Below are 26,211 nucleotides of genomic sequence, written 5' to 3'. Positions count from 1 at the left end.
CGCGGGTCGGGCTCTGCTACATGCGGTAGCATGACCGGCATCCCCAATGAGCGCTCGGACCTCGCCAGCCGCGCCAGATGGATCGGCGGGGCGGGCTGGCTGATCATCCTGATCGGCGCCGGGGCCGCGGCGCTGCCCTTGCTCGAGCGCCGCGACGGGGCGCTGGTGATTGGGCTGCTGCTCGTCGCCGCCGGCCTCATCGAATTGTTCGCCGGAACGCTGCGCCACTCGGCGCGGCCGCTGGCGATGGCGACCGGCCTCGTGACCATACTTGCCGGCGCCCTGTTCACGACCGAGGCTGCGACCCGCTTCTTCCTGCCCGCGATCACCATCATCATGGCCTGGAACGCGCTCCGGGCGGTGCTTTTGTTCTTCACCAGCCGGCGCACCGGCGACGGCGTCCGGCGCTGGACCCTGATCGCCGCCGCGACCGACCTGCTGCTCGCGCTCGTGCTCCTGGTCGGCCTGCAGATCGCCGCGCTGGTCGTCGCTTTGATCGGTGCCACCGCGCCGCTCGTCGCCAGCTTCTCGTGGATCCTCGCGCTGAGCTTTGTCGCCACCGGGCTGATGCTGCTCGAGGTTGCGAGCTGCGCGCGCGGCGACGCCGAGGATCTGTGAGCCCGCTCGCCGACGGCCTGATCGTCCCCGCGCGCGATCTTCCCCAGCTCGCCGAAATCATCCAGTTGGCGGTCGCCCCGGTGTTCCTGCTCGCCGGGCTCGGCGCTTTCCTCAACGTCTGCGCGGGTCGCCTGGCGCGGATCGTCGACCGCGCGCGCCGGGTCGAGGAGCGGATCCTTGCCACTCGCGGCAGCGAGCATGACCGCCACGTCGCCGAAGTGCGCGTGCTCGACCGCCGGATTCGCACCGTCAACGCGGCGATCTTCGCCACCGTGCTCGCCGCCTTGCTGATCTCTGCGGTGGTGATCCTGCTGTTCGCCGCCTTCCTCACCTCGGTCCCGCTCGGCGCGGCGATCGCGGTCCTGTTCATCGCCGCGATGCTCGCCACCGGCACCGGCTTCGCCATCTTCCTCCACGAGACCCGCATCGCCAGCCGCTCGGTGCGAATCCGCAACGCCATCCTCGACCACGAGGCCGAGGAAGAAGGTTAGACTCACATTAAGCTTGAAGGCCGAGCGGGCCGGGGATTACGACCGCAAGTCTTCGGGGGGAGACACAACGTGAAGCTCTATCTGTTCGCTGCCGCCGCGCTCGGCCTTGCCGTGCCGGCCCAGGCCAAGACGCCGGCCCGCCCGCCGGCCGCGAAGTCCGAGGCCAAGAAGCCTGTCGTCGACCCGATGCAGGCGATGTCCGCGATGCTGGTCATGTTCGACAAGCTGTTTCCGGCCGGCCCCGACCCCGATCCGGCTCGGCTGGCAATGGCGCGCGGGACGGCCGCAACGATGTTCCCCAGCGGCGCCTACGCCACCGCCGTGACGGGGTTCATGAACAAGACCTTGGACCGGGTGCTCAACATGAGCGAAGCCGACCTGATGGGCATGCTACCGGCCGAGCAGAATAAGGGCAAAAAAGCCAAGCCGCCGAGCACCGAGCCGTTGCGCCTCATGCTCGCCCGCAAGGAGCCCAATTTCGACTCCAAGCTGGCCGCGGTGAAGGCCTTCATGGGCAGCACGATGACCAAGCTCGGCAATGCCGCCGAGCCCAAGTTCCGCGAGGGCATGGCGCGGGCCATGGCGCGCAAGTTCGACGCCGCCCAGCTGGCCGAGATCAATGCCTTCCTCGCGACTCCGACCGGCCTCGCCTACGGCCGCCAGACGGTCGGCATGTGGTTCGAGCCGGACGTGATGCGCGGCATGTTCGAGATGTTCCCGGAGATGATCAAGCTGATGCCCGAGATGGCGGAGGACGCCGCAACCCTCGGCGCGCAACTGACCGAGAAACCGTCGACCGGCAAACCCGCCGCCAAAAAGCAAGACTAGTCCTTCAGCAACGCCTCGACGGCGGGCGGCCGAACGATGTCCGACGAGTGGGTGCGCTTGACGACCCACGCGCCATTGCGCCGAAACCCCGCCTCGAGCGCCAGCTGTGCCGGGTCGACGACCAGATATCCGGCATGGTCGCCGCCCGGCGTGACAGTCACCAACATGTCTCCGGCGCGCGCCAGCGGCCCGCCGCGCTGCTCGATCAGCGCGCGATAGGCGATCGCGTCCGGCCCGAGCAGCGCGTTGAGGTCGGTCACGATCGGCCCCTTGGTCAGCACCCCACTGTCGGCCGGCGTTCGCCCGATCGCATGGCGCAGCATGCCCCAGTCCTGGATCGGCGCCGTGACCATCTCGGCCGGCGGCACGTCCCCGGCATTGTCCAGCACCGATCCCTGGTCCCGGCAGGCGGCGAGCGGCACGGCGGCGAACAGGACAAGAGCGCGGATCATCCGCCCCTAACGCCGTGCCGCCCGCACGGCTCCGCCTCGACAAGTTTTCCGCCCCGCCCTACCAGCGCCGCACACCCTATCCGGAGCCATGTTCGAATGATCGCCGCTTCCTCCGTCCTCGACCGCGTCCTCGTCCTCGAAATGGTGCGGGTGACAGAAGCCGCCGCAATCGCCGCCTCGACCCTCACCGGCCGCGGCGACAACGACGCCGCCGACGCCGCCGCGGTCGAGGCGATGCGCGCCGCATTGAACGAGCTGCCGATGGACGGCACGGTGGTGATTGGCGAGGGCGAGCGCGACGAGGCGCCGATGCTCTACATCGGCGAGAAAGTCGGCAGCGCCCAGGGCAGCGGTCCGAAGATCGACATCGCGCTTGATCCGCTCGAAGGCACCACCATTACCGCCAAGGCCGGCCCCAATGCGCTCGCCGTGCTGGCCATCGCCGAGGCCGGCGGGCTGCTCAACGCGCCCGATGTCTACATGGACAAGATGGCGATCGGCCCCAACTATCCCGACGGGACGATCGACATCTCGCGCCCGGTCGCCGACAACATTCACGCCATCGCCGCCGCCAAGGGCGTCAAACCCAGCGAGATCGTCGCCTGCGTGCTCGACCGCGACCGTCACGCCGGCATCATCGCCGAGCTGCGCGCGCTCGGCTGCGGCATCCAGCTGATCCCGGACGGTGACGTGGCCGGGGTCATTTCGACCACCGATCCGGACACCGGCATCGACATCTACCTCGGCAGCGGCGGAGCGCCCGAAGGCGTGCTCGCGGCCGCCGCTTTGCGCTGCGTCGGCGGCCAGATGCAGACTCGCCTGCTGTTCCGCAACGACGACGAACGCGCCCGCGCCCATCGCTGGGGGATCGACGATCTCGACCGCATCTACACTCTCGACGATCTCGCCAAGGGCGATTGCATCTTCGCCGCCACCGGAGTCACCGACGGTTCGCTGCTCAAGGGCGTCAAGCGGCGCCAGGGCGGCGCGATCGAGACCGAAAGCATCGTCATGCGCGCCTCGAGCGGAACAGTCCGCCGAGTCTTTGCCGAACACCGCAAGGGCTTCGCCTGACGCTTGAAGCCTACTGCCGGGGGTGTATTGTCCGCATATGACTCCTGCCGTCATTCCTAACGACCTCCAGCCGGTGGAGCGCGGCTACCGCAATTCGCTGCGCGTCCAGGCGGCGATCTTCTGGCTCTTCCCGCTAGTCGGCGCGGTCGTGCTCGACCGCTTCGTGCTGGCCGAGACCTGGGCCGCCGGGCTTGTCCCGCTCGCCATCGCCTTTTTCGCCTTCGGCGGAGTGGTGCTCGGCCCCGACCGCATCTACCGCCGCCTCGGCTATGCGCTCGACGAACGGCTGATCCGGATCGTTCGCGGCTGGCTGTTTCACGTCGACACCGTCGTTCCGTTCGTGCGGGTCCAGCACATCGACGTTACGCGTGGCCCGTTCGACAAGATGTGCGGCACCGCCAGCCTCGTCGTCCATACCGCCGGCACTCACAACAGCGTCGTCACCTTGCCCGGCCTCGCGCCCGAGCGCGCAGCGTCGATCCGCGACCTGATCCGCGCCGAAATCCGCGCCGACGCGGAATGACCGACGCCGCCGTTCCCGCCGCCGCCGCCCCCGCCGGACGCGGTGAGCGCCTCCACCCGCTCTACCTGCTAACCAGCCTGCCCAAGGTCATCAAGGGCGCCTGGGGGATCATCGCCGGCGGCGCCTATCTCGCGTTCCAGGACAAGCTCGGGCTCGCGCTGCTGCTGCTCGGCGCCTTCCTGTTGTTCTCGATCGGCGGATCGTTGGTGCGCTGGCTGACCTTCCGGTTTCAGCTCGACGACGATGAGCTGCGCGTCGAGTCCGGGCTGATCAACCGCTCCAGCCGCTCGATCCCGTTCGACCGGGTAACCGATGTCGATATCGAGCAGGGTCCCCTGCATCGCCTGTTTGGCCTCGCCCGGGTGCGCATGGAAACCGGCGCCTCGTCGGCCGCCAAGGACAGCGAGGGCGTGCTCGACACGATCACCCTCGACCGCGCCGAGGCGATCCGCCAAATCGTCCGCGCCCACCGCTCGGGGACGGCACTGGCGCAGGCGGACCTCCCGCAGGAGGTTGCGGAAACAGACTCGGCGCCGCTGTTTGCGATGACCACCAGCCGAGTGCTGATCGCCGGACTGTTCAACTTCTCGCTCGCCATCATCGCCGCTTTGTTCGGCGCCAGCCAGACGCTCGGCGACGTGATCGGCTTCGACCCCTTTTCGCGCGCCTTCTGGCTCGAATTGGTCGCCAGCACCGGCCCGCTGCGCGACTATGTCGTGCAACATCGCTTCGTCGCCGCGCTCGGCGGGACGCTGGTCCTGGCCGCCATCGGCATCGGCACCGGCATGATCCGCACAATGCTGCGCGAACATGGTTTTCGCCTCGAACGCACCCACTCCGGCTTCCGCCGCCGCCGCGGCCTGCTGACCCTAACCGACGTCACCATTCCGGCGCGGCGGGTGCAGGCGTCGCTGCTCCAGACCGGCCCGGTGCGCCGCCGCTTCGGCTGGTTCGAGCTCAAGTTCCAGAGCCTCGCCAGCGATGGCGGCGAGGGCAGCCATGTCGTTGCCCCGCTGGCGCGCGAGTACGAAGCAGACGCGATCCAGCAGTCGCTTGATCGGCCGATGTCCCCGGCGCCGGATGACTGGCGCCCGGTCGCTCCGGGCCAGTTCCGAAGCGCCGCGACGCTCCTGGCGATCGGCATCGTCCTGTCCCTCGCCGCAGCCGCACTGCTGTCGCCATGGGCGCTGCTCGGCAGCGCCAGCTTCGCCGCACTGCTCGTCACCAGCTGGCTCGAGCATCGCCGCAGCCGCTACGCACTGAGCGGCGGCTATCTGTTCCTCGACGGCGGCTGGTGGAAACAGCGGCTGGCCGTCGTGCCGGTCGCCCGCATCCAGAGCATGGACATTGCCGAGAACAGCTGGACGCGGCTGTTCCGCTTCGTCCGAATGCGCTTCGGGGTCGCCGGCGGCTCGCTGCTGTCGAGCTTCGCCATCGACGCGCTCGATCGCGCCGACGCCGAGGCGCTGCGCGAGCAGCTGGTCGCGCAATGAGCAACGCGTGCAACGTCGAGCGGTCGGTGCTCGGCCAGCCGTGGCGCTGGCGGCGGACCGGCGGGGTCGATCTCGAGCATAGCCTGGTCGATCAACTGCTCCTCGCCCGCGGGGTCGCCGCCGACGATCTCGACCGCCACCGCGCGCCGACCATTCGCGACTTTCTCCCCGACCCGTCCGAGTTCGCCGACATGGACACCGCGGCCGCGCGCCTTGCCGACGCGGTCGAGCGCGGCGAGATCATCGCCATCTTCGGTGACTATGACGTCGACGGCGCCACCTCGGCGGCGCTGCTGACCCTGCTCCTGCGCCGCCTCGGCGTGGAGCCGATGATCTACATCCCCGACCGGCTGATGGAGGGCTACGGCCCGTCCGGCACCGCCCTCGTCGCACTGCGCGACCAGGGCGCGACGCTCGCCGTAACCGTGGATTGCGGCGCCCAGGCGTTCGACGCGCTCGATGCCGCCGCCGCCGCCGGGCTCGAGGTCATCGTCTGCGACCACCATCAATGCTCGACCCGCCACCCGGTCGCCGCCGCCTTCGTCAATCCCAACCGCCTCGACGAGAGCGCCACCGGCGCCGCGCACGGCCATGTCGCGGCGGTCGGGATGGCGTTCCTGCTCGGGGTCGCGCTGATCCGCGAGCTACGCCGCCGCGGGCGCTTCGTCGATGGCACGGCTGAGCCGCGCGTGCTCGACCTGCTCGACATCGTCGCGCTCGGCACCGTTGCCGATGTCGCCCGCCTGAAAAGCCTCAACCGGGCGTTCGTCACCCAGGGTCTCAAGGTGATGGCCGGCCGCGCCAACATCGGCCTCGCCGCGCTCGCCGACGCCGCGCGCCTCAGCAAAGCGCCGACCTGCCGCGACCTCGGCTTCGCGCTCGGCCCCCGCATCAACGCCGGCGGCCGGGTCGGCAAGTCCGATCTCGGCGTGCGCCTGCTGACCGCCACCGACCCCGAGGAGGCGCGCGCCATCGCCGAGGAGCTCGATCACCTAAACGAGGAGCGCCGCGCGATCGAGCAGGCCGTCACCGACGCCGCCCTGCTTCAGGCCGACCGGCACGCATCCGACCCGGTCGTGCTAGTCACGGCCCCCGGCTGGCACACCGGGGTCGTCGGCATCGTCGCCAGCCGCCTCAAGGAGCGCTTCGGCCGGCCGGCGATCGTCATCGGCGAGGATGAGGCCGGCCAGGGCAAGGGCAGCGGTCGCTCGATCGGCGGGGTCGATCTTGGCGCCGCGGTGCTCGCCGCCAAGGATAGCGGCCTCTTGATCGCCGGCGGCGGCCACGCGATGGCCGCCGGCCTCACCGTCGCGCCCGGCGGGGTCGAGCCCTTGCGCGCCTTCCTCAACGATCGCCTCGCCGCCGACGTCGAGCGCGCGCGCGGCGGCCAAGCACTGACCCTCGACGCCTCGCTCACACCCGGCGCGATCCACGCCGCCTTGTGTGACGAGCTCGACGGCGCCGGGCCGTACGGCGCCGGCTGGCCCAGTCCTCGAGTCGCCGCCGGACCGGCGCGGCTGCTGAAGGTTGGAATCGTCGGCAACGGCCACGTCCGCGGAATTGCCGCCGGCGATGACGGCAAGAGCTTCCGCTGGATCGCCTTTCGCTCGGCCGACACCGCCCTTGGGCAGGCCCTCCTCTCGGCCTCGACCGACGGCCGCTGGTGGCTTGCCGGATCGGTCCGCCGGGACGAGTGGCAGGGCGGCTGCGCGGCCGAGATGCACGTCGAGGACGCCGCGCCCACCTGACGCACCGCTTGACCCGTTCGCCCCCTTCGCCTAACCGCCCGCCACGCCTTTTTGGCCCCTTCGTCTAGCGGTTAGGACGCGGCCCTTTCACGGCTGAAACACGGGTTCGATTCCCGTAGGGGTCACCATCCGCAGGCTGACGCAACCCGCTGAAACACAACCGATTTTTAACGGCGTGCTGTGGCCCAAATGCCGCATCGCGGCCTTGCATTGCGCCCCCTCCCCCGTAAAGTCCGCCGCTGGTTTTCAAATTCCGTGCCGGGGCGATTGGGGAAGCTTGTTGAAGATTGCGCGTGGCCGTCTGGCCGGTTTCATCCTCACCCTATCCGCATTTTTTGCTGCCCCGTCCGCCGTGCGTGCGCAGGTGCCGTCGGTGGTCGAAGAGGTGAAGCTGGTCACCGCCGACGCCAGCCGCGCCTCGTTCATCGTCCGCTTCTCGCCCGCCGAGCCGCAATCGGCGCCCAACAATAGCAACCCGACCCGGCCCGAACTGCTGATGCGCGCAACGCTTCGGGCGCCCCGCATTCCGCAGCGCGAGGGCCATCGTGGCCTCGTTCGCGCGACGGTGTTCGAGAATAGCGACAGCGGCCTCCTCATGGCGTTCGAGACCAACGCCCCGGCCAAGGTCGCGGTCGAGCCGGCCGGCAACAAGTCGGTCCAGGTCGTCGTCACCAAGCTCAGCGAGGAGGAGGCTGCTGGCGCCCGCCCGCTCGGCTCGAGCGGCGAGCCCGTTTCGCCCGCCACCGCGCTGCCCGAATATGTCGACTACAACCCTGGCGATTCCTACGAGCTGGTGTTCCTCAAATATGCCGACGTGAGCGAGATCGTCGGCTTGCTCGCCGGCGGCGAGACGATCCAGCCGAACAACATCTTCATCCGCCGCGAGCCTGGCTTCGGCTCGCTCGCGACCACTTCGCAGCCCAATTACGTCAGCTCGCAAAACCAGGCGCAGCAGCAGCAGCTTCCGCTTGGCCAGACGGTCGGCAACGGCCTTGCCATCGACCGTCGCCTCAACGCCATCTGGATCACCGGCAGCCCCGAGCGAATCGCCCGCGTCAAGCAGCAGATCGCGCTGATCGATGTTCCCGTCGATTCGGTCATCCTCGAAACCCAGTTCGTCGAGCTGACCGAGACCGGCGCGCGCAACCTGGGCATCGACCTCAACAATTCGAGCGGCCAGATCGCGACCGGCACGATCAACACCGGCTCGACCCTGCCGTTCGGGCTCGACCCTAACCGCATCCTCCCGTCGGGCACGCTGCAGGCGGCGATCTACGCGCAGGTGTCGAAGGGCGAAGGCCGGATCGTTTCGCGCCCGCGCATCGCCGCGCAGTCGGGCTCGACCGCCAAGATCATCACCGGCGACGCGCTCCCGATCCTCACCTCGATCACCCTTTCGGGCGTCAATGGCGTTTCGCAGCAGGTGCAATACGTCAACGTCGGCGTGACCCTGCAGATCGCGCCGCGGGTCAGCTCCGACGGCTTCGTCACCTCGCAGATCTACGGCGTCGTCTCGTCGGTCACCGGCTACAGCCAGGGCTATCCGACGATCAGCCAGCGCGAGGCCGAGACCAGTGCCTCGGTGCGCGACGGCGAGACGTTCGTCATCGGCGGCCTGACCCAGGATAATGTGCTGACCACCAAGGGCCGCATTCCAATTCTCGGCGACATCCCAATTGCCGGCAATCTGTTCCGGGTGGAACGCTCGACCCGCTCCAAGACCGAGCTGTACATCGTCATCACGCCGCGCATCGTGCGCCACCGCCGGTTCGACCTGCCGGGACCTGCGACCCCCGCTCCGGCTCCGCCGCAGCCGGTCCAGTATCCGGCTGGGTCGCCGCTCGATCCGGGCCGCTGACCGGTTTTGCTAGATCGTCGTTAAATCGGCGGTAACCGACTGATTTTTCTTAGTAATAATTTCGTCATGTGTGGCTTTTGAGCACTCGACAAGGGGCGAATCGCCCCTAGCATCCTCCCCCTGCCCAATTGGCCGTCCGGCCGTCGCGCAGTTAAAAATCGGGGAGTATTCAGTAGATGAAGACTTTGCTTTTGGCGGCCGTTGCCGCTGTGCCGTTGTTCGCCGCCGCCTCGCCGGCGCTTGCCGAGCGCCCGGGCGACAAGATCGCGGGCTCCTACATCTGCGTGTTCAAGGACAATGTCGGTCGCGGCAACGCTACCGCCGAGGCCAATCGCTCGGCTCAGGCCGAAGCGGCCCAGCTGAAGCACGTCTATACCCACGCCATCCGCGGCTTCGCGGTCAACGCGTCGGAGCAGGGCGTCGCCAACATGAAGGCCAAGAACCCCAACATTGCTTATTGCGAGCAGGATCAGGTGATGGCCGCTCCGCCGGTGCAGATGATGGCACCGCCCGAGGGCGGCTTCACCGCCATGGCTCAGGAAACCCCGTGGGGCGTCGCCGACGTCGGCTACGGCAGCGGCGTGGGCAAGACCGCCTGGGTGATCGACAGCGGCATTCAGCCGGACCATCCCGACCTCAACGTCGACACGGGGCGCAGCCGCACCTTCCTTGGCGGCCGCACCACGCCGTGGGACCAGAACGGCCACGGCACTCACGTCGCCGGCACGATTGGCGCGCTCGATAACGGCATTGGTGTCGTTGGTGTCGCCGCTGGCGCCACTGTCGTCTCAGTGCGCGTGCTCGACCGCCGCGGCTCGGGTAGCAACTCGGGCGTCATCGCCGGCGTCGACTATGTCGCTCAGGTCGGACAGCCCGGCGATGTCGCCAACATGAGCTTGGGTGGCGGCGCCAGCAGCGCGCTCGATACCGCGGTTGCCAACGCGTCGGCGCGGGTCCGCTTCGCGCTCGCCGCCGGCAATGAGAGCACCAGCGCCACCACCAAGTCGCCGGCGCGCGTCAACGGTCCAAACATCTTCACCGTCTCGGCCTATTCGGTTGGCAAGAAGTGGGCCAGCTATTCGAACTTCGGCAATCCGCCGATCGACTACGCCGAGCCCGGTTCGGCGATCAAATCGACCTGGCTCAACGGCGGCTACAACACGATTAGTGGAACCTCGATGGCGACCCCGCATCTCGCCGGCCTGTTGCTGCTCGGCAGCGTCCGCAACGGCGGCGTAGTGAGCGGTGACCCGGACGGCAATCCGGACATCATCGGCGTCAAGTAAGCGCAATCGCGCGAATGGAAGGGGCGGTCCGGCAACGGGCCGCCCTTTTCACATATTGCGTCAAGCCCGGGGCGCGTTGTCAGTCGGTTATGCTAGTCCACCACACCGACGCGGACCAGGGTTCGGTGATTTCGCGAGGATGAGGGACGGTCATGGATCAGCCAATTTTCGCCAAGACAAATGCCAACCACAATAAGGGTTGGGCGCGCGACCTGTTCAGTGATGTCTGCATCGTCGATGCGCCGGCCGGGGCGAGGTTTCTGTTCCTCTCCGGAGTAGGCGCGGAAGACCCGGAGGCGACCGATCCGCAGTCTGCGGCAATCCTCGGCAAGGGCGATTTTCGAGCGCAAACGGAGATTGTGTTCGCGAAGATCAAGAAGGTGCTCGCGGCGCATGGCGCGAGCCTCGCCGACGTCGTAAGAATGACAGCCTACGTGATCGACCGATCCAACATCTCGACCTATTTCGAAGTGCAGGGCGAGCAATTAGGCGGCGCCCCGCGCCCGCCGCATACCTTTCTCGAGGTGTCGTCTCTGGCAGCCGCAGACATGCTGGTCGAAGTCGAAGTCACCGCCATGCTTGCGTCGAAGGCCGATTAAATCGACTCGTGCGACTGGGCCCACTGGTCACAAACCGTTGGGCGTGGCCTGCTCTGGGATCACGCAAAGCGCACAACCGGCATGCACATCTTCACATTCTCAGCCAGGCGATTCCCAAAGTCGCCGCCAGCACCAGCGTCGATGCGATTAGCACCCCGCCCGCCGCCGCGCCCTTGCGCCCGGCATTGGCGAAGGTCACCCCGATCTTGACCGCCATGTTGGCGATGATCGTCCCGCCGATGGCGATCGCCGCCAACCGCGCTTCGATCGCTTCTGGCGGCAATCCCCCGGCGGTGACGATCGAGGCGTCGACGTCCATCGTCCCCATCACGAACAACAGGACGGCAATGCCCTGCGCCCCGAATTCCCCTTCAGCCCAGCGCGCGACCACCGCCGCCGCGGCGAGGAAGGCGACGAAGAACAAGGCCGGCCCAAGCGCGATCGGATTGCCCGGCGGAACGCCCTCCTTGCTCGGCGGCGCCTTTCGGTACAGCCAGTAGCCGCCGGCCCAGGCGGTGATCAGCGCGGGCGCGATCAGCAATGCGAAATCGGCCAGCAGCCGGTTGGCGAGGATCGCCACCAGGATGATCACGCGCACGTACATGACGGCGCTGGCCAGCGCGATCCCGGCCGCTTCGGCGCCCGGCTTGTCGCTCTTGCCCAATTGCTGAGACAGCGACTGGGTCACCGCGGTCGAGCTGTAGGCGCCGCCGATCAGCGCCGTGGCAATGGTCCCGCGGCGCGCGCCGAACAGCCGGTTGGCGATGTAGCCGGCGAACGAAAAGCCGGTCACCAGGATCACCACCCACCACAGCGTCGCCGGGTTCCACGCATCGTATGGGCCCATCCGCCTGTCGGGCAGGAACGGCAGCACGGCGAGCGCGATCACCCCGAAGCGGGCGAGCGCATGCATGTCCTTGTCGTCCATCCCCTCGACGAAGTCGTGAAGGTCGTTCTTCATCGCCAGGATCAGCACGATCACCGCCGCCGCCGCCAGCGCCAGGCCGACGCTGCCAAATCCGGCGAGGAAGGCTGCTGCGATGGTCGCCGTCGCCGCGATCGGGCTTGTGGCGTCGCCCTTGGCGGTGAGCCGCGGCGCATAGGCGATGCCGAGATAGGCCAGCATCGCCGCGATCAGCGCCAGCGCCGCTGCCGGCTGCGCGGCGGCGATCAGGCCAGCGATGCCCGCGCCGAGCCCGAGCAGGCTGAACGTCCGCACGCCCGCGACCCGCGTGCCCTCCTGCATGTCCCTCAGCTTGAAGCCGCGCTCGAGCCCGACCAGCGCTCCGATCGCCAGCCCGGCGCCGACCCGAACCGCCTCGGCGGCCCACGGCTCGAGCCCGGCGATCACTGGGTCAGCCGCTCCGCATGCCAGCGCACATGGTCGGCCATGAAGGTCGAGATGAAATAATAGCTATGGTCATAGCCTTCGCGCCGGTTGAGCGTCAGCGCGATCCCCGCATCCGTGCACGCCGCCTCGAGCAGTTCGGGTTTCAGTTCCTTGTCGAGGAACGGGTCGGCCGTCCCGATGTCGACCAGCAGCTCGTCGATCCGCGCGCCGTCCTCGATCAGCGCCACCGTGTCGTGCGCACGCCACGCCGCCGGATCGTCGCCGAGATAATGGCGGAACGCCTTGCGCCCCCACGGCACCTGGCATGGCGCGACGATCGGAGCGAACGCGCTGACCGAGCGGAACCGCCCCGGCGAGGTCAGCGCGAAGGTCAGCGCGCCATGCCCACCCATCGAATGGCCGGTGATCCCCTGCCGCGCCATGTCCACCGGAAAGTGCGCCCCGACCAGCGCCGGCAGTTCCTCCAGGCAATAGAGCCGCATGTGGAAGTGCCGGTCCCACGGCGCGACGGTGGAATCGAGGTAGAAGCCGGCGCCCTGGCCGAAGTCCCACAGCCCCTCGGGATCGTCCGGCACGTCGGGTCCGCGCGGGGACGTGTCGGGCGCGACCAGGATAATTCCGGCCTCCGCGCAGGCGGCGCGATACTCGCCTTTCTCGGTGACGTTGGCGTGCGTGCAGGTCAGCCCCGACAAATACCAGAGCACCGGCATCGGCTCGTCGCGCTCGGGCACGAACACCGAAAACACCATGTCGGTCGACGTCGCCGCGCTGGCATGCCGGTACACCCCCTGCACGCCGCCATGCGAGCGGACTTCGCTGACCGTCTCCAGGCTCGTCATTGCTCCGGCCGGTACAGCCCGCAAAGCTTGTTGCCGTCGGGGTCGCGCAGATACGCGAGGTAAAGCTTGCCGAACGCATTCTCGCGCCAGCCCGGCGGGTCCTCGATCGGCGCGCCGCCCGCCGCGACCCCGCGCTGGTGCCACGCATCGACCTCTTCCGGCGTGTCGAACGCGAAGCCGATCGTCCCGCCGTTCGAGTGAGTCGCCGGCTGTCCGTCGATCGGCTTGCCGACCATGAACACCGCGCCCTTGCGGCCCCACGCGGCGCCGCCCTTTTCGTCGGTCCGGCCCGGCTTGCCGAACAGCGCGTCGTAGAATGCGCGGCTGCGCTCGAGGTCGTTCGATCCGACCACCATGTGGCTGTACATTGCGTCTCTCCTAGTAAACCACCACGCTGCGGATGCTCTCCCCGGCGTGCATCAGGTCGAATCCCTTGTTGATCTCGTCGAGCGTCAGCACATGCGTGATCATCGGGTCGATCGCGATCCGGCCGTCCATGTACATGTCGACGATCCCCGGCACGTCGCTGCGCCCCTTGGCGCCGCCGAACGCGGTCCCGCGCCAGTTGCGCCCGGTAACCAGTTGGAACGGGCGGGTGGCGATTTCCTTGCCCGCCTCGGCGACGCCGATGATGATAGACGTCCCCCACCCTCGGTGGCAGCATTCCAGAGCGGTGCGCATCACCTCGGTGTTCCCGGTGCAGTCGAAGCTGTAGTCGGCCCCGCCGTCGGTCACCTCGACCACCTTGGCGACAATCTCGTCGCGGCCCATCCCGCGCGTATTCAGAAAATCGGTCATGCCGAACTTGCGACCCCACTCCTCGCGGTCCGGGTTGATGTCGATCCCGACGATCCGGTTCGCCCCGGCCAGCCGCGCCCCCTGGATGACGTTGAGCCCGATCCCGCCGAGCCCGAACACCACGACATTGTCGCCCGCCGCGACCTTGGCCGTGTTGAGCACCGCGCCGACCCCTGTCGTCACCCCGCAGCCGATGTAGCAGCTGGTCTGGAACGGCGCATCCTTGCGGATCTTCGCCACCGCGATCTCGGGCAGCACGGTGAAGTTCGAAAAGGTCGAGCAGCCCATGTAGTGGAAGATGGTCTGCCCCTTGTAGGAGAAGCGGCTAGTCCCGTCGGGCATCACCCCCTTGCCTTGTGTCGCGCGGATCGCGGTGCAGAGGTTGGTCTTGCCGCTCAGGCACGATTTACACTGCCCGCATTCGGGTGTGTACAGCGGAATGACATGATCGCCGACCGCGACCGAAGTCACCCCCCCGCCAATCTCGCGCACCACCCCCGCACCCTCGTGCCCGAGCACGCTCGGAAACAGCCCCTCGCTGTCGAGCCCGTCGAGCGTGTAGGCGTCGGTGTGGCAGATGCCGGTCGCCATGATCTCGACCAGCACCTCGCCGGCCTTGGGCCCCTCGAGGTCGAGCTCGACGATCTCGAGCGGCCGTTTTGCTTCGAACGCCACCGCGGCGCGGGTCTTCATATGGCTACGCTCCCTGCGCGGCCGCGGCCGCCTCGTCGAACTGCCGCTCGATCGCTTCCGACGGCGCGGCGGTCGCCCGGCTGACCAGCCAGATCGCCAAGCTCGAGGCGATGAACCCCGGCACGATCTCGTACATCGCGTCCGACCAGCCGGCGAGGATCCACCCCACCACCACTAGCGCGCCGACCACCATTCCGGCCAGCACGCCCTGCCGCGTCGTCCGCTTCCACCGCAGCGAGAATAGCACCGCAGGCCCGAACGCCGCGCCGAAGCCGGCCCAAGCATTGCCGACGATCCCCAGCACCGTGCTGTCGGGATCGAGCGCGAGCAGCGCCGCGACCAGGGACACCAGCACCACCATCGCCCGCCCGATCGTCACCAACGTGCGCTCGCTCGCCTCGCGGTTCAAAAAGGTCTTGTAAATGTCCTCGGTCAGGCTCGACGAGGTGACCAGCAATTGGCTCGAGATGGTCGACATGATCGCCGCCAGCACCGCCGCCAGGACGAAGCCGGCGATGAACGGGTGGAAGAGGATTTTGGAGAGCAGCAGGAATACCGTCTCGCTATCCTCCGGCGCGCCGCCGTTCGCCGCAAAATAGGCCGCCCCGATCAGGCCGGTCGCGACCGCGCCCATCAAGCTTACCGCCATCCAGCCAATGTTGATCCGCCGCGCCGTCGGCATGTCGCGCACGTTCCTGATGGCCATGAAACGCACGATGATGTGCGGCTGGCCGAAATAGCCCAGCCCCCACGCCGCCGCGCTGACGATCGCGAGCAGCGTCACCTCGCCGCCGATCATCTGAGTCAGCGACAGCCCGCGCGATGCTTCCGCCGCGGCCAGCCCGGCGCCGAACCCGCCGCCCAGCTCGAGCCACGCCACCACCGGCACCAGCACCAGCGCGACGAACATGATGCAGCCCTGGACGAAGTCGGTCAGGCTCACCGCCAGAAACCCGCCCATCACCGTGTAGAGCACGACGATCCCGCCCATCACCGCGATGCCGGTGAGATAGTCCCAGCCGAGGGCGGACACCGCGAACTTGCCGCCGGCGACCATCCCCGCCGATGTGTACAGCGCGAAGAAGACGATGATCACCAGCGCCGACACCAGCCGCAGCGCATGGCTGCTGTCGTGGTACCGTTCCTCGAAGAAGTCGGGCACGGTGATCGCGTCGCCGGCGAGTTCGGTATAGGTCCGAAGCCGCGGCGCGACGAGGCGATAGTTGAGATAGGCGCCAATGATCAGCCCGACCGCGATCCACGCCTGGCCCAGTCCGCTGAGGAAGATCGCGCCCGGCAGGCCGAGCATCAGCCAGCCCGACATGTCCGACGCGCCCGCGCTCAGCGCGGTCACCCCCGGCCCCAGGTCGCGCCCGCCGAGCAGATAGCCTTCGCTGTCGGCGGTCGACTTGCGCCACGCGTAAAAGCCGATGCCGAGCATGGCGATGAAATAGATCGCCAGCGCGATCAGCGTCCCCGTTTGCATGGGCAAGGCGTAAGTCGGCTGCTCGTTTCTGGCAACCGGCTCGTCATTGCGAGGAGCGAAGCGACGAAGCAATCCAGTTTGCGCGGCTGAATTGCTTCGCTACGCTCGCAATGACGAAAGGGGCGCGGATGGGCTGGGCCACAAACAAGCACGCACTGATCACCGGCGGCGGAAGCGGCATCGGCGCCGCCACCGCGCGCGCGCTGGCCGCGGCTGGCGCACGCGTCTCGCTCGTCGGCCGCCGCCCCGAACCTCTCGAAGCGGTCGCAGAGAAAACCGGGGGCAGAGCCTTCGCCGCCGACATGACCGACCGCGCCGCAATGGAGACCGCCTTCGCCGCCGCGCGCACCGCGCACGGCCCGTTTGACTATGTCATTCTCAACGCCGGCATCGGCGACAGCGCTCCGTTCCTCAAGACCAAACGCGAGGCGTGGGACCGGATCATCGCCACTAATCTCACCGCCTTGTTCGACGGCGCGCAGCTCGTCCTCCCCGACCTGCTCGACGGCGCCGACAAACGCCTGATAGTCGTCGCCTCGGTCGCCGGCCTCAAGGGCGCCGCTTATGCCGCGCCCTATGTCGCATCCAAGCATGGCGCGATCGGCCTGACCAGGAGCCTCGCGCTCGAATATGCCCGCACCGGCCTTACCGTGAACGCGGTGTGTCCCGCATTCGTCGACACGCCGATGGTCGATAGCAGCGCCGAGCGGATCTCGCGCACCACCGGCCGCAGCGATTCCGAGGCGCGTGCGGCGCTCGCGGCGATGAACGCCAACGGCCGCCTGATCACCGCCGAGGAAGTCGCCGAAACGATCGCTTTCCTGTGCCGCCCGAGCAGCGGTTCGATTACCGGCGCGTGCCTGACAATTGACGGCGGCACGACCGCATGAGCCTCGATCCCGCCACGCTCGAGCCGACCCACTTCCGCTGGGCGTTCGAGCGCGGGGTCGCGACCATCACCCTCGACCGGCCGGACAAGAAGAATCCGCTGACGTTCGATTCCTATGCCGAGCTGCGCGACCTGTTTCGCGCCCTCGACTCCACCCCCGCCGTGGAAGCCGTCGTGCTGACCGGCGCCGGCGGCAATTTCTGCTCGGGCGGCGACGTCCACGAGATCATCGGCCCCCTGACCCACATGGACCGCGAAGGGCTGCTCGACTTCACCCAAATGACCGGCGATCTGGTGAAGGCGATGCGCGCCTGTCCCCAGCCGATCGTCGCCGCGGTTGAGGGCGTGTGCGCGGGTGCCGGGGCGATCCTCGCCATGGCCAGCGACCTGCGCCTAGCCGCGCCCGATGCGCGCACCGCCTTTCTGTTCGTCCGGGTCGGCCTCAGCGGTGCCGACATGGGCGCCTGCGCCATGCTTCCGCGCCTCATTGGCCACGGCCGCGCCGCCGAATTGCTGTTCACCGGCCGCACGATGAGCGCCGACGAAGCCCACGCCTGGGGCTTCTACAACCGCCTCAGCGAGCAAGTGCTGGCCGACGCCACCGCCCTCGCCCGATCGCTCGCCGACGGCCCGAGCGCGGCCCACGCCGTCACCAAACGCGGCCTCGACGACGAATGGCATGTGTCGATCTCGGAAGCGATCGACATGGAGGCCGAGGCCCAGGCCGACTGCATGCTGACCAACGACTTCAAGCGCGCCTACGAGGCCTTCGCCGCCAAACGCACCCCGGAGTTCAAGGGTGACTGACTCCGCCGACATCCCCTCCCCTTCAGGGGAGGGGCGACTCGGCGCAGCCGAGCGGGGGTGGGGCCGGTCCGACTGGCTCGACTGGCCGTTCTTCGCGCCCGAACACCGCGACCTCGCCAACCGCGTGCACAGCTGGTGCGGCGACCAGCCGATGACGCACCCGGTCGATCTTGACCCCCACTGCCGCTCCCTGGTCGCCAACCTCGGCGCCGCCGGGCTGCTCGACCATGCCGTTGCGCAGTACGGCCAGCCGCCCAGCGTCCGCGCCCTCGCCGTCACGCGCGCGGCGCTCGCCTACCACGACGGCCTCGCGGATTTCGCTTTCGCCATGCAGGGCCTCGGCTCGGGCGCGATCAGCCTCGCCGGAAGCCCCAACCAGCAGTCTGAATGGCTGCCGCAAGTCGCGCGCGGAACGGCGGTCGCCGCCTTCGCCTTGACCGAGCCCGACACCGGCAGCGACGCCGCGAACATCGCCATGCGCGCCGAGCGCGACGGTGACGGCTGGCGCCTGAGCGGCGAGAAAAGCTACATCTCCAACGGCACTATCGCCGACGTGCTGACGGTGTTCGCGCGAACCGGCGAGGATGGCTCGCGTGGGCTCTCCGCCTTCATCGTCCGCGGCGACGACCCCGGCTTGACCGTTGCCGAGCGGATCGACGTCATTGCCCCTCATCCGCTCGCCCGCCTCGCCTTCGCCAATGTCCGCGCGGAACCGCTCGGCGAGTCCGGCGACGGTTTTCGGATCGCCATGAAGACTCTGAACCTGTTCCGCGTGACGGTCGGCGCCGCGGCGCTCGGCTTCGCCCGCCGCGCGCTCGACGAGGCGCTCGCGTTCGCTCGTACCCGCAAGCTCGGCTCGGGCACGCTCGCCGACAATGCCGTCACCCAGGACCGGCTCGGCGACATGGGCACTCGCATCGACGCCTCCGCCTTGCTGATCGCCCGAGCCGCCTGGCTCCAGGACACCCAGGCCGGCGATCACCGCCGCGCCGCGGCGATGGCCAAGCTCGACGCGACCGAAGCCGCGAGCCGGGTGATCGACATGGCGGTGCAGATGCACGGCGGCCTCGGGGTCACCGTCGGCGCGACCGTCGAGAAGCTCTATCGCGAAATCCGCGCGCTGCGGATCTACGAGGGCGCCAGCGAAGTGCAGCGCCAGATCATCGCCCGCTCACTGCTCAAGGAGATTTCATGAACATACTTCAGCCGCCCGGCTGGCCGCGCCCCAAGGGCTATGCCAACGGCATTTCCGCTTCCGGGCGGATGGTATTCACCGCCGGGGTCATCGGCTGGGACGAGCGCGAGATGCTGGTTTCGCATCGCCTCGATCACCAGTTCGCCCAGGCGCTGAAGAACGTCGTTGCGATCCTCGCTGAGGGCGGCGCTCGTCCCGAACATATCGTGCGCATGACGATCTACGTCACCACGATCAAAGAGTATCTGCCGCTCCGCGATGAGTTGGTACCGATCTGGAAAAGCATCATGGGCTCCCATTATCCGGCCATCACCTTGGTCGAAGTCACCCGCCTCCTCGAACGCTCGGCCAAGGTCGAGATCGAAGCGACGGCCGTGGTGGAAGAGTGATGATGCGTTCCCCCGTCGCCCCAGCGAAGGCTGGGGCCCATGCCTTGCCATTGCGCTTGACGGTATGACCGACCCCTTCGTCCGTGACCGCCTGCCGCCGCCCGAGCAGCAGCCCGACTTCCTCCTGCTCGACTATCCCGAGCGCCTCAACGCCGCTGCCGAACTGCTGAAAGGCGGCAAGCCCGGCGACCTTGCCGTCACCAACGCCCAGGGCCGCTGGACCTATGCCGAGCTCGACGACCTGTCCGGCCGCATCGCGCGCCTGTTGGTCGAGGAGGAGGGGCTCGTCCCCGGCAACCGCGTGCTGCTGCGCGGCCCCAATGGCTACACCATGTTCGCCGCCTGGCTCGGCATCCTCAAGGCCGGCGGAGTAGCGGTCACCACCATGCCGCTGCTCCGCCCCGGCGAGCTGGCGACGATCATCGACAAGGCCGAGATTTCCCACGCGGTATGCGATAGCCGCTTTATCGGCGACCTTCGCGAGGGCGCCGAACAAACGCGGTTCCTGAAGAAAATCGTCAAATATGACGGCGACTACGGCCACGGAGCACTAGAAGACCGCTGCCGCGCCCTCGCTCCGCTGCCCCCCGTCGACACCGCGCAGGACGATCCCGCACTGATCGCCTTCACCAGCGGCACCACCGGAATCCCCAAAGGCTGCGTCCATTTCCACCGCGACATCCTCGCGCCGTGCGACACGTTCGCCAGGGCCCACTTTGCCCTCGAGCCCGGCGACATCGTCCTCACCTCGGCGCCGATCGCCTTCACCTTCGGCCTCGGCGCGAGCCTGATGTTTCCGCTGCGCTTCGGAGCCGCCGCCGCGACGGTCGAAAAGGCAACCCCGCCCGAGCTCGTCGAGGCGGTCGCGCGATTCGGGGTCACCCACCTCGCCACCGCCCCGACCGCCTACAAGGCGATGCTGTCCGCGCCGGCGCTCGACAACGCGCTCAAGTCGCTTCGCTCCTGCCTGTCCGCCGGTGAGCATCTGCCGACGGCGACGTGGCAGGCGTGGAAGGAGCGCACCGGCATCGCCATCGTCGACGGCATCGGCGCGACCGAGCTGATGCACATCTTCATCGCCGAGAGCGGCGCCGATATCCGCCCCGGCAGTACCGGCCGAGCGGTGCCCGGCTACGAAGCCACCATCCTCGATCCCGACTCGAACGGCGAGGGCCGGCTCGCGGTCAAGGGCCCGACCGGCTGCCGCTACGTCGCCGACGAGCGCCAGGCCAACTATGTCGAGGGCGGCTGGAACGTCACCGGCGACACCTATCGCAAGGACGAGGACGGCTACTTCTGGTACGTCGCGCGAAGCGACGACATGATCGTTTCGGCCGGCTACAACATCGGCGCTCCCGAGGTCGAGAACGCCCTGCTTGCGCACCCCGCGGTGGCCGAATGCGCGGTCGTCGGCGTGCCCTGTTCGGAACGCGGTCAGAAGGTGAAGGCATTCGTCGTCCTCGCCGCTTTCGCCGAGCCCAGCGACGAGCTCGCCGCCGGCCTGCAGGACTTCGTCAAGGACCGCATCGCCCCCTACAAATATCCGCGCGAAGTGGAGTTCGTCGACAGCCTGCCGAAGACCGCGACCGGCAAGCTCAGGCGCGTCGAGCTCCGCAACCGCTGATCACTCGAACTCGACGATCACCTGATCGACGCTGAGCGGCTCGCCGGCCGCGACCGGGGTCAGCTTCACCGTCGCCGCTTTCTCCGCCCGCAGGATGTTCTCCATCTTCATCGCCTCTACCACCGCCACCGGCTGGCCGGGCTCGACCTTGTCGCCCGCTTTGACCTCGAGCCGGGTCAGCAAGCCCGGCATCGGCGCAAGCAGGAAGCGCGACATGTCGGGCGGCACCTTGTCGATCATGTGCTTCGACAAGGCCGCGATGTGCGGCGCCATCACCGTCACCGAATGCCGCGCGCCGCGCGCTGTCAGCAGCCAGCCGCGGCCGCGCTTGGCGACCTGAACCACGCGCCGCCGGCCGTCCATGTCGGCAATCAGCAGCGGATCGCCCGGCGCCCAGTCGCCGATTACGTCGATCTCCTCGCCGTCATCGACGCTGACGAGATTGCCGCCGTCGTACGGCGTCACCGTCACCTCGAACTCGCGCTTCGCGATGCGCACGATCTGGGTCGCGTCGGGGAACATCGGTTCGCCCAATTGTCCGTCGATCAGCGCCGCGCGCGTATCGACCGTCAGCTCGACGATCGCCGCCAGCGCGGCGAGGTCGCTGAGCAGTTCGTCGTCCGCCGGAGCGCCGTGGAAGCCGTCGGGATATTCCTCGGCGATGAAGCCGGTGGTCAGCTCGCCCGAGCGAAAGCGCGGATGCTGCATCAGCGCGCTGAGGAAATCGACATTGTCGCCGACCCCGTCGAGCTGGAACGCGTCGAGCGCGGCGATCTGCTTGTCGGCCGCCTCGTCGCGGGTCGGTGCCCAGGTGATCAGCTTGGCGATCATCGGGTCGTAGAACATGCTGACCTCGCCGCCTTCGTAGACGCCGTCGTCGACCCGCACGCCGTCCAGCCCGCGCCGCCCGTTCGCCGCGCCGTCGTCCTCCCAGCCCTGCACCGGCGGCTGGTAGCGGATCAGCCGCCCCGTGCTCGGCAGGAAGCCGCGATAGGGATCCTCGGCATAAACGCGATTCTCGATCGCCCAGCCGTCGATGCCGATGTCGGCCTGCGTGAACGCCAGCTTCTCGCCCGCCGCCACGCGGATCATCTGCTCGACCAGGTCGATGCCCGTGATCGCCTCGGTCACCGGATGCTCGACCTGCAGCCGGGTGTTCATCTCGAGGAAGTAGAAGCCCTTGCCGCTCGGGTCGGCGCCATTGACGATCAGCTCGACCGTGCCTGCGCTATAGTAGCCGACGGCCCGCGCCAGAGCGACGCATTGCTCGCCCATCGCCCGGCGCATCTCCGGCGTGACGAACGGTGACGGCGCTTCCTCGACCACCTTCTGGTGGCGCCGCTGGATCGAGCATTCGCGCTCGTTGAGATAGAGGATGTTGCCGTGCTGGTCGCCGAGGATCTGGATCTCGATGTGGCGCGGGTCCTCGATGAATTTCTCGAGGAACACGCGGTCGTCGCCGAACGAACTCAGCCCTTCGCGCTTGACCGCCTCGAAGCCTTCGCGGACGTCCTTCTCGGAGTAGGCGAGGCGCATGCCCTTGCCGCCGCCGCCGGCCGAGGCCTTCATCATCACCGGATAGCCAATTTCGGACGCAATCCGCACCGCATGTTCGGTATCGTCGATCTCGCCGACGAAGCCGGGGACGACATTCACCCCCGCCTCGAGCGCCAGCTTCTTGGACTCGATCTTGTCGCCCATCGCCGCGATCGCTTTGACCGGCGGCCCGATGAACGCGATCCCCTCGGCCGCAAGCGCCTCGGCGAAGCTGGTGCGCTCGCTCAGGAACCCGTAACCCGGATGCACCGCCTCGGCCCCGGTCGCCTTGCACGCGTCGATGATCAGTTCGGCCTTGAGATAGCTCTCGCTCGCCGGCGGCGGACCGAGCCGAACGCGCTCGTCGGCCATTCGCACGAACGGCGCGCGGGCATCGGCGTCGGAATAGACCGCCACCGTCGCAATCCCCATCCGCCGTGCCGTCTTGATGACCCGGCAGGCGATTTCGCCGCGATTGGCAATCAGGATTTTACTGAACATCTCTATCTCCCCTCCCGCTTGCGGGAGGGGCCGGGGGTGGCCTGTCTATCATCGCGGCCCTCTTTGCCCACCCCTAACCCCTCCCGCAAGCGGGAGGGGTATCATTCGACCGCCTCGTCCACCGGTGGCTTGTTATGCCCAAGCAGCCGCAGCACTTCGTCCGCCGCGTCGGCCAGGTTCGTCCCCGGCCCGAAGATCGCCTGGACGCCGGCCTCGCGCAGCATGGCATAGTCCTGCGCCGGAATGACTCCGCCGGCGACGACCTTGATGTCGGGACGGCCCATGTCGCGAAGCGCTTCGATCAATTCGGGGATCAGCGTCTTGTGACCCGCCGCGAGCGAGCTTGCGCCGACCACGTCTACGTCTTTCGCGACCGCCAGCTCGGCGCTTTCGCGCGGCGTCTGGAACAGTGGCCCGGCGATGATCTCGAAGCCCAGGTCGCCAAATGCCGAGCTGACCAGGTTGGCGCCGCGATCATGCCCGTCCTGGCCCATCTTGGCGACCAGCATCCGGGGCTTGCGGCCCAACCGCTCAGCGACCGCCTCGGTCCCCGCCAATGCGCCCTTCCACCGCGCGTCATCGCGCTTGCCGTAAATCCCGCGCACGGGCTCCGGCGTCGTCGCATAACGCCCGAACGCCCGCTCGAGCGCGTCCGATATCTCGCCCAGCGACGCGCGTGCGCGCGCGGCTTCCACGGCCAAGCTCAAAAGATTGCGCTCGTCCTGAACGGATGCTGCTGTGGTCAACGCGTCGAGCGCCGCCCGAACCTTTGCCTCGTCCCGGCCAGCCCGCATTTTCTGCAAGCGCGCGATCTGGCCGCTCCTCACCCGCGCATTGTCGATCTCCAAAATGTCGAGCTCGCTTTCCTCCTCGAGCCGGTAGCGATTGACCCCGACGATCACCGTTTCGCCGGTGTCGACCTTGGCCGCGCGCTCCGCCGCCGCCTCCTCGATGCGCTGCTTGGGCAGGCCCTCGGCGACCGCTTTCACCATCCCGCCATGCGCCTCGACCTCGTCGATCAGCGCCTGCGCCTTCTCCTCCAGCTCGCGGGTCAGCGCCTCGACGTACCAGCTTCCGCCGAGCGGATCGGCGACCGCGGTCACCCCGCTTTCCTCGGCCAGGATGAGCTGCGTGTTGCGCGCGATCCGCGCCGAAAAATCGGTCGGCAGCGCAATCGCCTCGTCGAACGAATTGGTGTGCAGCGACTGCGTTCCGCCAAGCACCGCCGCCAGCGCCTCCACGGTGGTGCGTACGATATTATTGTACGGGTCCTGCTCGGTCAGCGACACGCCGCTGGTCTGGCAATGCGTGCGCAGCAGCTTCGACTTCTCCGATTGCGCGCCCAAACTGGTCATGATTCGTGCCCACAGCGTCCGCGCCGCGCGCAGCTTGGCGACTTCCATGAACAAATTCATGCCGATGCCGAAGAAGAAGGAGAGGCGCGGCGCGAACGCGTCGACGTCGAGCCCGGCGTCCTGCGCCGCGCGGACATAGGCCATGCCGTCGGCGAGCGTGTAGGCCAGCTCCTGGACCGCCGTCGCCCCGGCCTCGTGCATGTGATAGCCGCTGATCGAGATCGAGTTGAACCGCGGCATCTCCGCGGCGCAATATGCAATGATGTCGCTGACGATCCGCATCGATGGTTCGGGCGGGTAGATGTAGGTGTTGCGGACCGCGAACTCTTTGAGAATATCGTTCTGGATCGTGCCCGAAAGCTGCGCGCGCTCGACCCCCTGCTCCTCGCCGGCGACGATGTAGAACGCCATGATCGGCAGCACCGCGCCGTTCATGGTCATGCTGACCGACATTTCATCGAGCGGGATGCCGTCGAACAGCAATTTCATGTCCTCGACGCTGTCGATCGCCACGCCCGCCTTGCCGACATCGCCGGCCACGCGCGGGTGATCGGAATCATACCCGCGGTGGGTCGCCAGATCGAACGCGACGCTAAGGCCCTTCTGCCCCGCGGCAAGGTTGCGGCGGTAGAAGGCGTTCGATTCCTCGGCGGTCGAGAAGCCGGCATATTGGCGAATGGTCCACGGACGCCCGGCATACATCGTCGCATAGGGCCCGCGCGTGTAGGGCGGCACCCCCGGCCAGCCGCTGTCGATCCCCGCGACATCGTCGGGCCCGTAGACCGTCTTGAGCCGGATTCCCTCGGGCGTCTCGCGCGCCAGGTCGCGGCCCTTCGATTCCTTGTCGGCCAGGGATTTCCAAGACTGATGGTCGTTCGACAAACCCTGCTCCGCTCATCCTGAGTAGCCGCTGAGCTTGTCGAAGCGGCGTATCGAAGGACCGTGCTTCGATACGGGCCTTCGACTTCGCTCAGTCCCTACTCAGCATGAGCGGAAAGGGAAAGACCGTCAGCCCCGTAGCCCAAGCCCGAGCAGCAGGTCCGCCGCGATGACCAGCAGCAGCACCAGCGCCGCGGCGTTGAGCGCGACCAGCGCGTTGAACTTCGCGGCCCCCGCCTCTGCCCGCCGCACCCGCGCGCGATAAAGCGGCACCTCGCCGGTCCGCAGCGCCCCGACCACGCGCCAGCCGAGCGCCGCCGCCCCGAGCAATGCCACCGCGCCGACGAACAGATTCTCCCCGTTCATCGCGGCTCCACCACCACCTCGGCGGTGATCGAATTGGCGATGAAGCAGTTTTCGTGCGCTTGGTGGTGCAACTCGCCCAGCGCCGCCGCGTCAGGCGCGTCCCCGGCCCACGCGATCCGCGGCCGAAGCGTCACCCGAGTGATCCGCACCCTCCCGTCGGCGCACTTCTCGAGCGCGCCCTCCGCCGCGTCTTCGTAGGACGCGACCCCGTGCCCCGCCCGCCGCACAAGATCGAGGAACCACAGCATGTGGCACGACGAGACGGCGGCGATCAGCGCCTCCTCCGGATCGACCCCGAACGGATCGCTCAGCGGCGGACGCACCACCCCCGTGCTCGAGGACGCGCGCACCGTCTGCCCGCCGTCGAAAACCCAGTCATGGGCGCGAGCATAGCGGCCCTGCGCAAACTGTTCCGGCGCGTCATTCGACCAGCGGATCGTAGCGCTGTGGTGGGGCAAGTTTCTCTCCCTTTTTCCGTTCGGTTCGAGCGCAGGGTCGAGCTTGTCGAGACCCGAAGTCGAGAACGCTTCTCG

General features: G+C 68.1%; 25 protein-coding genes and 1 tRNA gene. 16 read left to right on the top strand and 10 right to left on the bottom strand.

Annotated elements, in window-relative coordinates; all coding sequences use genetic code 11:
- The first annotated feature begins 30 nt into the window (after positions 1-30).
- The 3 genes from D0Z60_RS11860 to D0Z60_RS00385 all read left to right on the top strand — a co-directional run bounded on the left by D0Z60_RS11860 (position 31) and on the right by D0Z60_RS00385 (position 1,937).
- A complete protein-coding gene (locus tag D0Z60_RS11860) occupies positions 31-618 on the top strand; it encodes a hypothetical protein (protein ID WP_240325485.1) in 588 nt (195 codons plus the stop codon).
- Positions 615-1,109 (top strand): DUF2721 domain-containing protein, encoded by a 495-nt coding sequence (locus D0Z60_RS11855; protein ID WP_240325484.1) that lies wholly within the window; start codon positions 615-617, stop codon positions 1,107-1,109. Before D0Z60_RS11860 ends, D0Z60_RS11855 begins: the two co-directional genes overlap by 4 nt.
- A gap of 69 nt (positions 1,110-1,178) precedes the next feature.
- Positions 1,179-1,937, top strand: a complete 759-nt coding sequence (locus D0Z60_RS00385) for a hypothetical protein (RefSeq protein WP_118855938.1) — start codon at positions 1,179-1,181, stop codon at positions 1,935-1,937.
- On the opposite strand, the gene D0Z60_RS00380 is transcribed toward D0Z60_RS00385, so the two are convergent.
- Positions 1,934-2,389 (bottom strand): hypothetical protein, encoded by a 456-nt coding sequence (locus D0Z60_RS00380; protein ID WP_118855936.1) that lies wholly within the window; start codon positions 2,387-2,389, stop codon positions 1,934-1,936. The two genes, D0Z60_RS00385 and D0Z60_RS00380, sit on opposite strands and share 4 nt — an antisense overlap.
- Positions 2,390-2,485: 96 nt before the next feature.
- Here D0Z60_RS00380 and glpX point away from each other — a divergent pair, with 96 nt between their 5' ends.
- From glpX to D0Z60_RS00340, 8 genes are all read left to right on the top strand, one after another.
- Entirely contained in the window at positions 2,486-3,463 is a 978-nt protein-coding gene (gene glpX, locus D0Z60_RS00375) for a class II fructose-bisphosphatase (protein ID WP_118855933.1), read from the top strand.
- A 37-nt stretch (positions 3,464-3,500) separates the two neighbouring features.
- The gene (locus tag D0Z60_RS00370) at positions 3,501-3,986 is read left to right on the top strand and encodes a PH domain-containing protein (RefSeq protein WP_118855930.1); all 486 of its coding nucleotides are present in this window, start codon (positions 3,501-3,503) and stop codon (positions 3,984-3,986) included.
- Positions 3,983-5,479, top strand: coding sequence for a PH domain-containing protein (locus D0Z60_RS00365; RefSeq protein ID WP_118855928.1), 1,497 nt, complete (start codon positions 3,983-3,985; stop codon positions 5,477-5,479). Before D0Z60_RS00370 ends, D0Z60_RS00365 begins: the two co-directional genes overlap by 4 nt.
- On the top strand, positions 5,476-7,227 hold the full coding sequence (recJ, locus tag D0Z60_RS00360) for a single-stranded-DNA-specific exonuclease RecJ (protein WP_118855925.1): 1,752 nt from the start codon (positions 5,476-5,478) through the stop codon (positions 7,225-7,227). The genes D0Z60_RS00365 and recJ overlap by 4 nt, the downstream gene beginning before the upstream one ends.
- 53 nt (positions 7,228-7,280) lie before the next feature.
- Positions 7,281-7,355 (top strand) — tRNA-Glu (locus D0Z60_RS00355).
- A gap of 224 nt (positions 7,356-7,579) precedes the next feature.
- Positions 7,580-9,085 carry a type II secretion system protein GspD gene (locus D0Z60_RS00350; protein ID WP_118855922.1) on the top strand — a complete coding sequence of 502 codons (1,506 nt, stop codon included), beginning with the start codon at positions 7,580-7,582 and terminating at the stop codon, positions 9,083-9,085.
- A gap of 176 nt (positions 9,086-9,261) precedes the next feature.
- Positions 9,262-10,371 carry a S8 family serine peptidase gene (locus D0Z60_RS00345; protein WP_118855919.1) on the top strand — a complete coding sequence of 370 codons (1,110 nt, stop codon included), beginning with the start codon at positions 9,262-9,264 and terminating at the stop codon, positions 10,369-10,371.
- A gap of 152 nt (positions 10,372-10,523) precedes the next feature.
- Positions 10,524-10,970, top strand: coding sequence for a RidA family protein (locus tag D0Z60_RS00340; protein ID WP_118855908.1), 447 nt, complete (start codon positions 10,524-10,526; stop codon positions 10,968-10,970).
- 91 nt (positions 10,971-11,061) lie between these two features.
- Here D0Z60_RS00340 and D0Z60_RS00335 read toward each other — a convergent pair whose 3' ends face one another.
- The 5 genes from D0Z60_RS00335 to putP are packed head-to-tail and all read right to left on the bottom strand — an operon-like array spanning position 11,062 to position 16,137.
- Positions 11,062-12,321, bottom strand: a complete 1,260-nt coding sequence (locus D0Z60_RS00335; protein ID WP_118855905.1) for an MgtC/SapB family protein — start codon at positions 12,319-12,321, stop codon at positions 11,062-11,064.
- A complete protein-coding gene (fghA, locus tag D0Z60_RS00330; RefSeq protein ID WP_205421016.1) occupies positions 12,318-13,160 on the bottom strand; it encodes an S-formylglutathione hydrolase in 843 nt (280 codons plus the stop codon). Before fghA ends, D0Z60_RS00335 begins: the two co-directional genes overlap by 4 nt.
- On the bottom strand, positions 13,157-13,528 hold the full coding sequence (locus D0Z60_RS00325; protein WP_118855901.1) for a VOC family protein: 372 nt from the start codon (positions 13,526-13,528) through the stop codon (positions 13,157-13,159). The genes fghA and D0Z60_RS00325 overlap by 4 nt, the downstream gene beginning before the upstream one ends.
- Positions 13,529-13,538: 10 nt before the next feature.
- Positions 13,539-14,651 (bottom strand): S-(hydroxymethyl)glutathione dehydrogenase/class III alcohol dehydrogenase, encoded by a 1,113-nt coding sequence (locus tag D0Z60_RS00320; protein ID WP_118855898.1) that lies wholly within the window; start codon positions 14,649-14,651, stop codon positions 13,539-13,541.
- A gap of 4 nt (positions 14,652-14,655) precedes the next feature.
- Positions 14,656-16,137 carry a sodium/proline symporter PutP gene (gene putP / locus D0Z60_RS00315; RefSeq protein ID WP_118855896.1) on the bottom strand — a complete coding sequence of 494 codons (1,482 nt, stop codon included), beginning with the start codon at positions 16,135-16,137 and terminating at the stop codon, positions 14,656-14,658.
- A 128-nt stretch (positions 16,138-16,265) separates the two neighbouring features.
- On the opposite strand from putP, the gene D0Z60_RS00310 reads away from it, so the two are divergent.
- The 5 genes from D0Z60_RS00310 to D0Z60_RS00290 all read left to right on the top strand — a co-directional run bounded on the left by D0Z60_RS00310 (position 16,266) and on the right by D0Z60_RS00290 (position 21,041).
- Positions 16,266-17,027, top strand: coding sequence for an SDR family NAD(P)-dependent oxidoreductase (locus D0Z60_RS00310; protein WP_205421015.1), 762 nt, complete (start codon positions 16,266-16,268; stop codon positions 17,025-17,027).
- Positions 17,024-17,833 carry an enoyl-CoA hydratase family protein gene (locus D0Z60_RS00305; protein WP_118855890.1) on the top strand — a complete coding sequence of 270 codons (810 nt, stop codon included), beginning with the start codon at positions 17,024-17,026 and terminating at the stop codon, positions 17,831-17,833. The genes D0Z60_RS00310 and D0Z60_RS00305 overlap by 4 nt, the downstream gene beginning before the upstream one ends.
- Complete coding sequence (locus D0Z60_RS00300; protein ID WP_240325483.1) at positions 17,826-19,028, top strand: acyl-CoA dehydrogenase family protein; 1,203 nt, start codon at positions 17,826-17,828, stop codon at positions 19,026-19,028. The genes D0Z60_RS00305 and D0Z60_RS00300 overlap by 8 nt, the downstream gene beginning before the upstream one ends.
- Positions 19,025-19,417, top strand: coding sequence for a RidA family protein (locus D0Z60_RS00295; protein WP_118855888.1), 393 nt, complete (start codon positions 19,025-19,027; stop codon positions 19,415-19,417). Before D0Z60_RS00300 ends, D0Z60_RS00295 begins: the two co-directional genes overlap by 4 nt.
- Before the next feature lie 64 nt (positions 19,418-19,481).
- Positions 19,482-21,041 (top strand): AMP-binding protein, encoded by a 1,560-nt coding sequence (locus D0Z60_RS00290; protein ID WP_118855885.1) that lies wholly within the window; start codon positions 19,482-19,484, stop codon positions 21,039-21,041.
- Here the strand turns inward: D0Z60_RS00290 and D0Z60_RS00285 are convergent, their stop codons facing one another.
- The 4 genes from D0Z60_RS00285 to D0Z60_RS00270 form a co-directional block, all read right to left on the bottom strand.
- A complete protein-coding gene (locus D0Z60_RS00285) occupies positions 21,042-23,078 on the bottom strand; it encodes an acetyl-CoA carboxylase biotin carboxylase subunit (RefSeq protein ID WP_118855882.1) in 2,037 nt (678 codons plus the stop codon).
- A gap of 101 nt (positions 23,079-23,179) precedes the next feature.
- Positions 23,180-25,315, bottom strand: coding sequence for a methylmalonyl-CoA mutase (scpA, locus tag D0Z60_RS00280; RefSeq protein ID WP_118855879.1), 2,136 nt, complete (start codon positions 25,313-25,315; stop codon positions 23,180-23,182).
- Between the two features lie 126 nt (positions 25,316-25,441).
- The gene (locus D0Z60_RS00275; RefSeq protein ID WP_118855876.1) at positions 25,442-25,678 is read right to left on the bottom strand and encodes a hypothetical protein; all 237 of its coding nucleotides are present in this window, start codon (positions 25,676-25,678) and stop codon (positions 25,442-25,444) included.
- The gene (locus D0Z60_RS00270) at positions 25,675-26,136 is read right to left on the bottom strand and encodes an OsmC family protein (RefSeq protein ID WP_118855873.1); all 462 of its coding nucleotides are present in this window, start codon (positions 26,134-26,136) and stop codon (positions 25,675-25,677) included. Before D0Z60_RS00270 ends, D0Z60_RS00275 begins: the two co-directional genes overlap by 4 nt.
- Positions 26,137-26,211: the final 75 nt, after the last annotated feature.

It is taken from the genome of Sphingomonas mesophila (genome assembly GCF_003499275.1).
GTDB classification, from domain to species: domain Bacteria; phylum Pseudomonadota; class Alphaproteobacteria; order Sphingomonadales; family Sphingomonadaceae; genus Sphingomicrobium; species Sphingomicrobium mesophilum.
This window is presented reverse-complemented; position numbering and strand designations above follow the sequence as displayed.

Bases quoted from the DNA above. Each gene is read 5' to 3' on its own strand.
- D0Z60_RS11860 (WP_240325485.1), top strand. From the start codon at position 31: ATGACCGGCATCCCCAATGAGCGCTCGGACCTCGCCAGCCGCGCCAGA.
- D0Z60_RS00380 (WP_118855936.1), bottom strand. From the start codon at position 2,389: ATGATCCGCGCTCTTGTCCTGTTCGCCGCCGTGCCGCTCGCCGCCTGC.
- glpX (WP_118855933.1), top strand. From the start codon at position 2,486: ATGATCGCCGCTTCCTCCGTCCTCGACCGCGTCCTCGTCCTCGAAATG.
- D0Z60_RS00370 (WP_118855930.1), top strand. From the start codon at position 3,501: ATGACTCCTGCCGTCATTCCTAACGACCTCCAGCCGGTGGAGCGCGGC.
- D0Z60_RS00365 (WP_118855928.1), top strand. From the start codon at position 3,983: ATGACCGACGCCGCCGTTCCCGCCGCCGCCGCCCCCGCCGGACGCGGT.
- recJ (WP_118855925.1), top strand. From the start codon at position 5,476: ATGAGCAACGCGTGCAACGTCGAGCGGTCGGTGCTCGGCCAGCCGTGG.
- D0Z60_RS00345 (WP_118855919.1), top strand. From the start codon at position 9,262: ATGAAGACTTTGCTTTTGGCGGCCGTTGCCGCTGTGCCGTTGTTCGCC.
- D0Z60_RS00340 (WP_118855908.1), top strand. From the start codon at position 10,524: ATGGATCAGCCAATTTTCGCCAAGACAAATGCCAACCACAATAAGGGT.
- fghA (WP_205421016.1), bottom strand. From the start codon at position 13,160: ATGACGAGCCTGGAGACGGTCAGCGAAGTCCGCTCGCATGGCGGCGTG.
- D0Z60_RS00325 (WP_118855901.1), bottom strand. From the start codon at position 13,528: ATGTACAGCCACATGGTGGTCGGATCGAACGACCTCGAGCGCAGCCGC.
- D0Z60_RS00320 (WP_118855898.1), bottom strand. From the start codon at position 14,651: ATGAAGACCCGCGCCGCGGTGGCGTTCGAAGCAAAACGGCCGCTCGAG.
- putP (WP_118855896.1), bottom strand. From the start codon at position 16,137: ATGCAAACGGGGACGCTGATCGCGCTGGCGATCTATTTCATCGCCATG.
- D0Z60_RS00310 (WP_205421015.1), top strand. From the start codon at position 16,266: ATGGGCTGGGCCACAAACAAGCACGCACTGATCACCGGCGGCGGAAGC.
- D0Z60_RS00305 (WP_118855890.1), top strand. From the start codon at position 17,024: ATGAGCCTCGATCCCGCCACGCTCGAGCCGACCCACTTCCGCTGGGCG.
- D0Z60_RS00295 (WP_118855888.1), top strand. From the start codon at position 19,025: ATGAACATACTTCAGCCGCCCGGCTGGCCGCGCCCCAAGGGCTATGCC.
- D0Z60_RS00290 (WP_118855885.1), top strand. From the start codon at position 19,482: ATGACCGACCCCTTCGTCCGTGACCGCCTGCCGCCGCCCGAGCAGCAG.
- D0Z60_RS00285 (WP_118855882.1), bottom strand. From the start codon at position 23,078: ATGTTCAGTAAAATCCTGATTGCCAATCGCGGCGAAATCGCCTGCCGG.
- D0Z60_RS00275 (WP_118855876.1), bottom strand. From the start codon at position 25,678: ATGAACGGGGAGAATCTGTTCGTCGGCGCGGTGGCATTGCTCGGGGCG.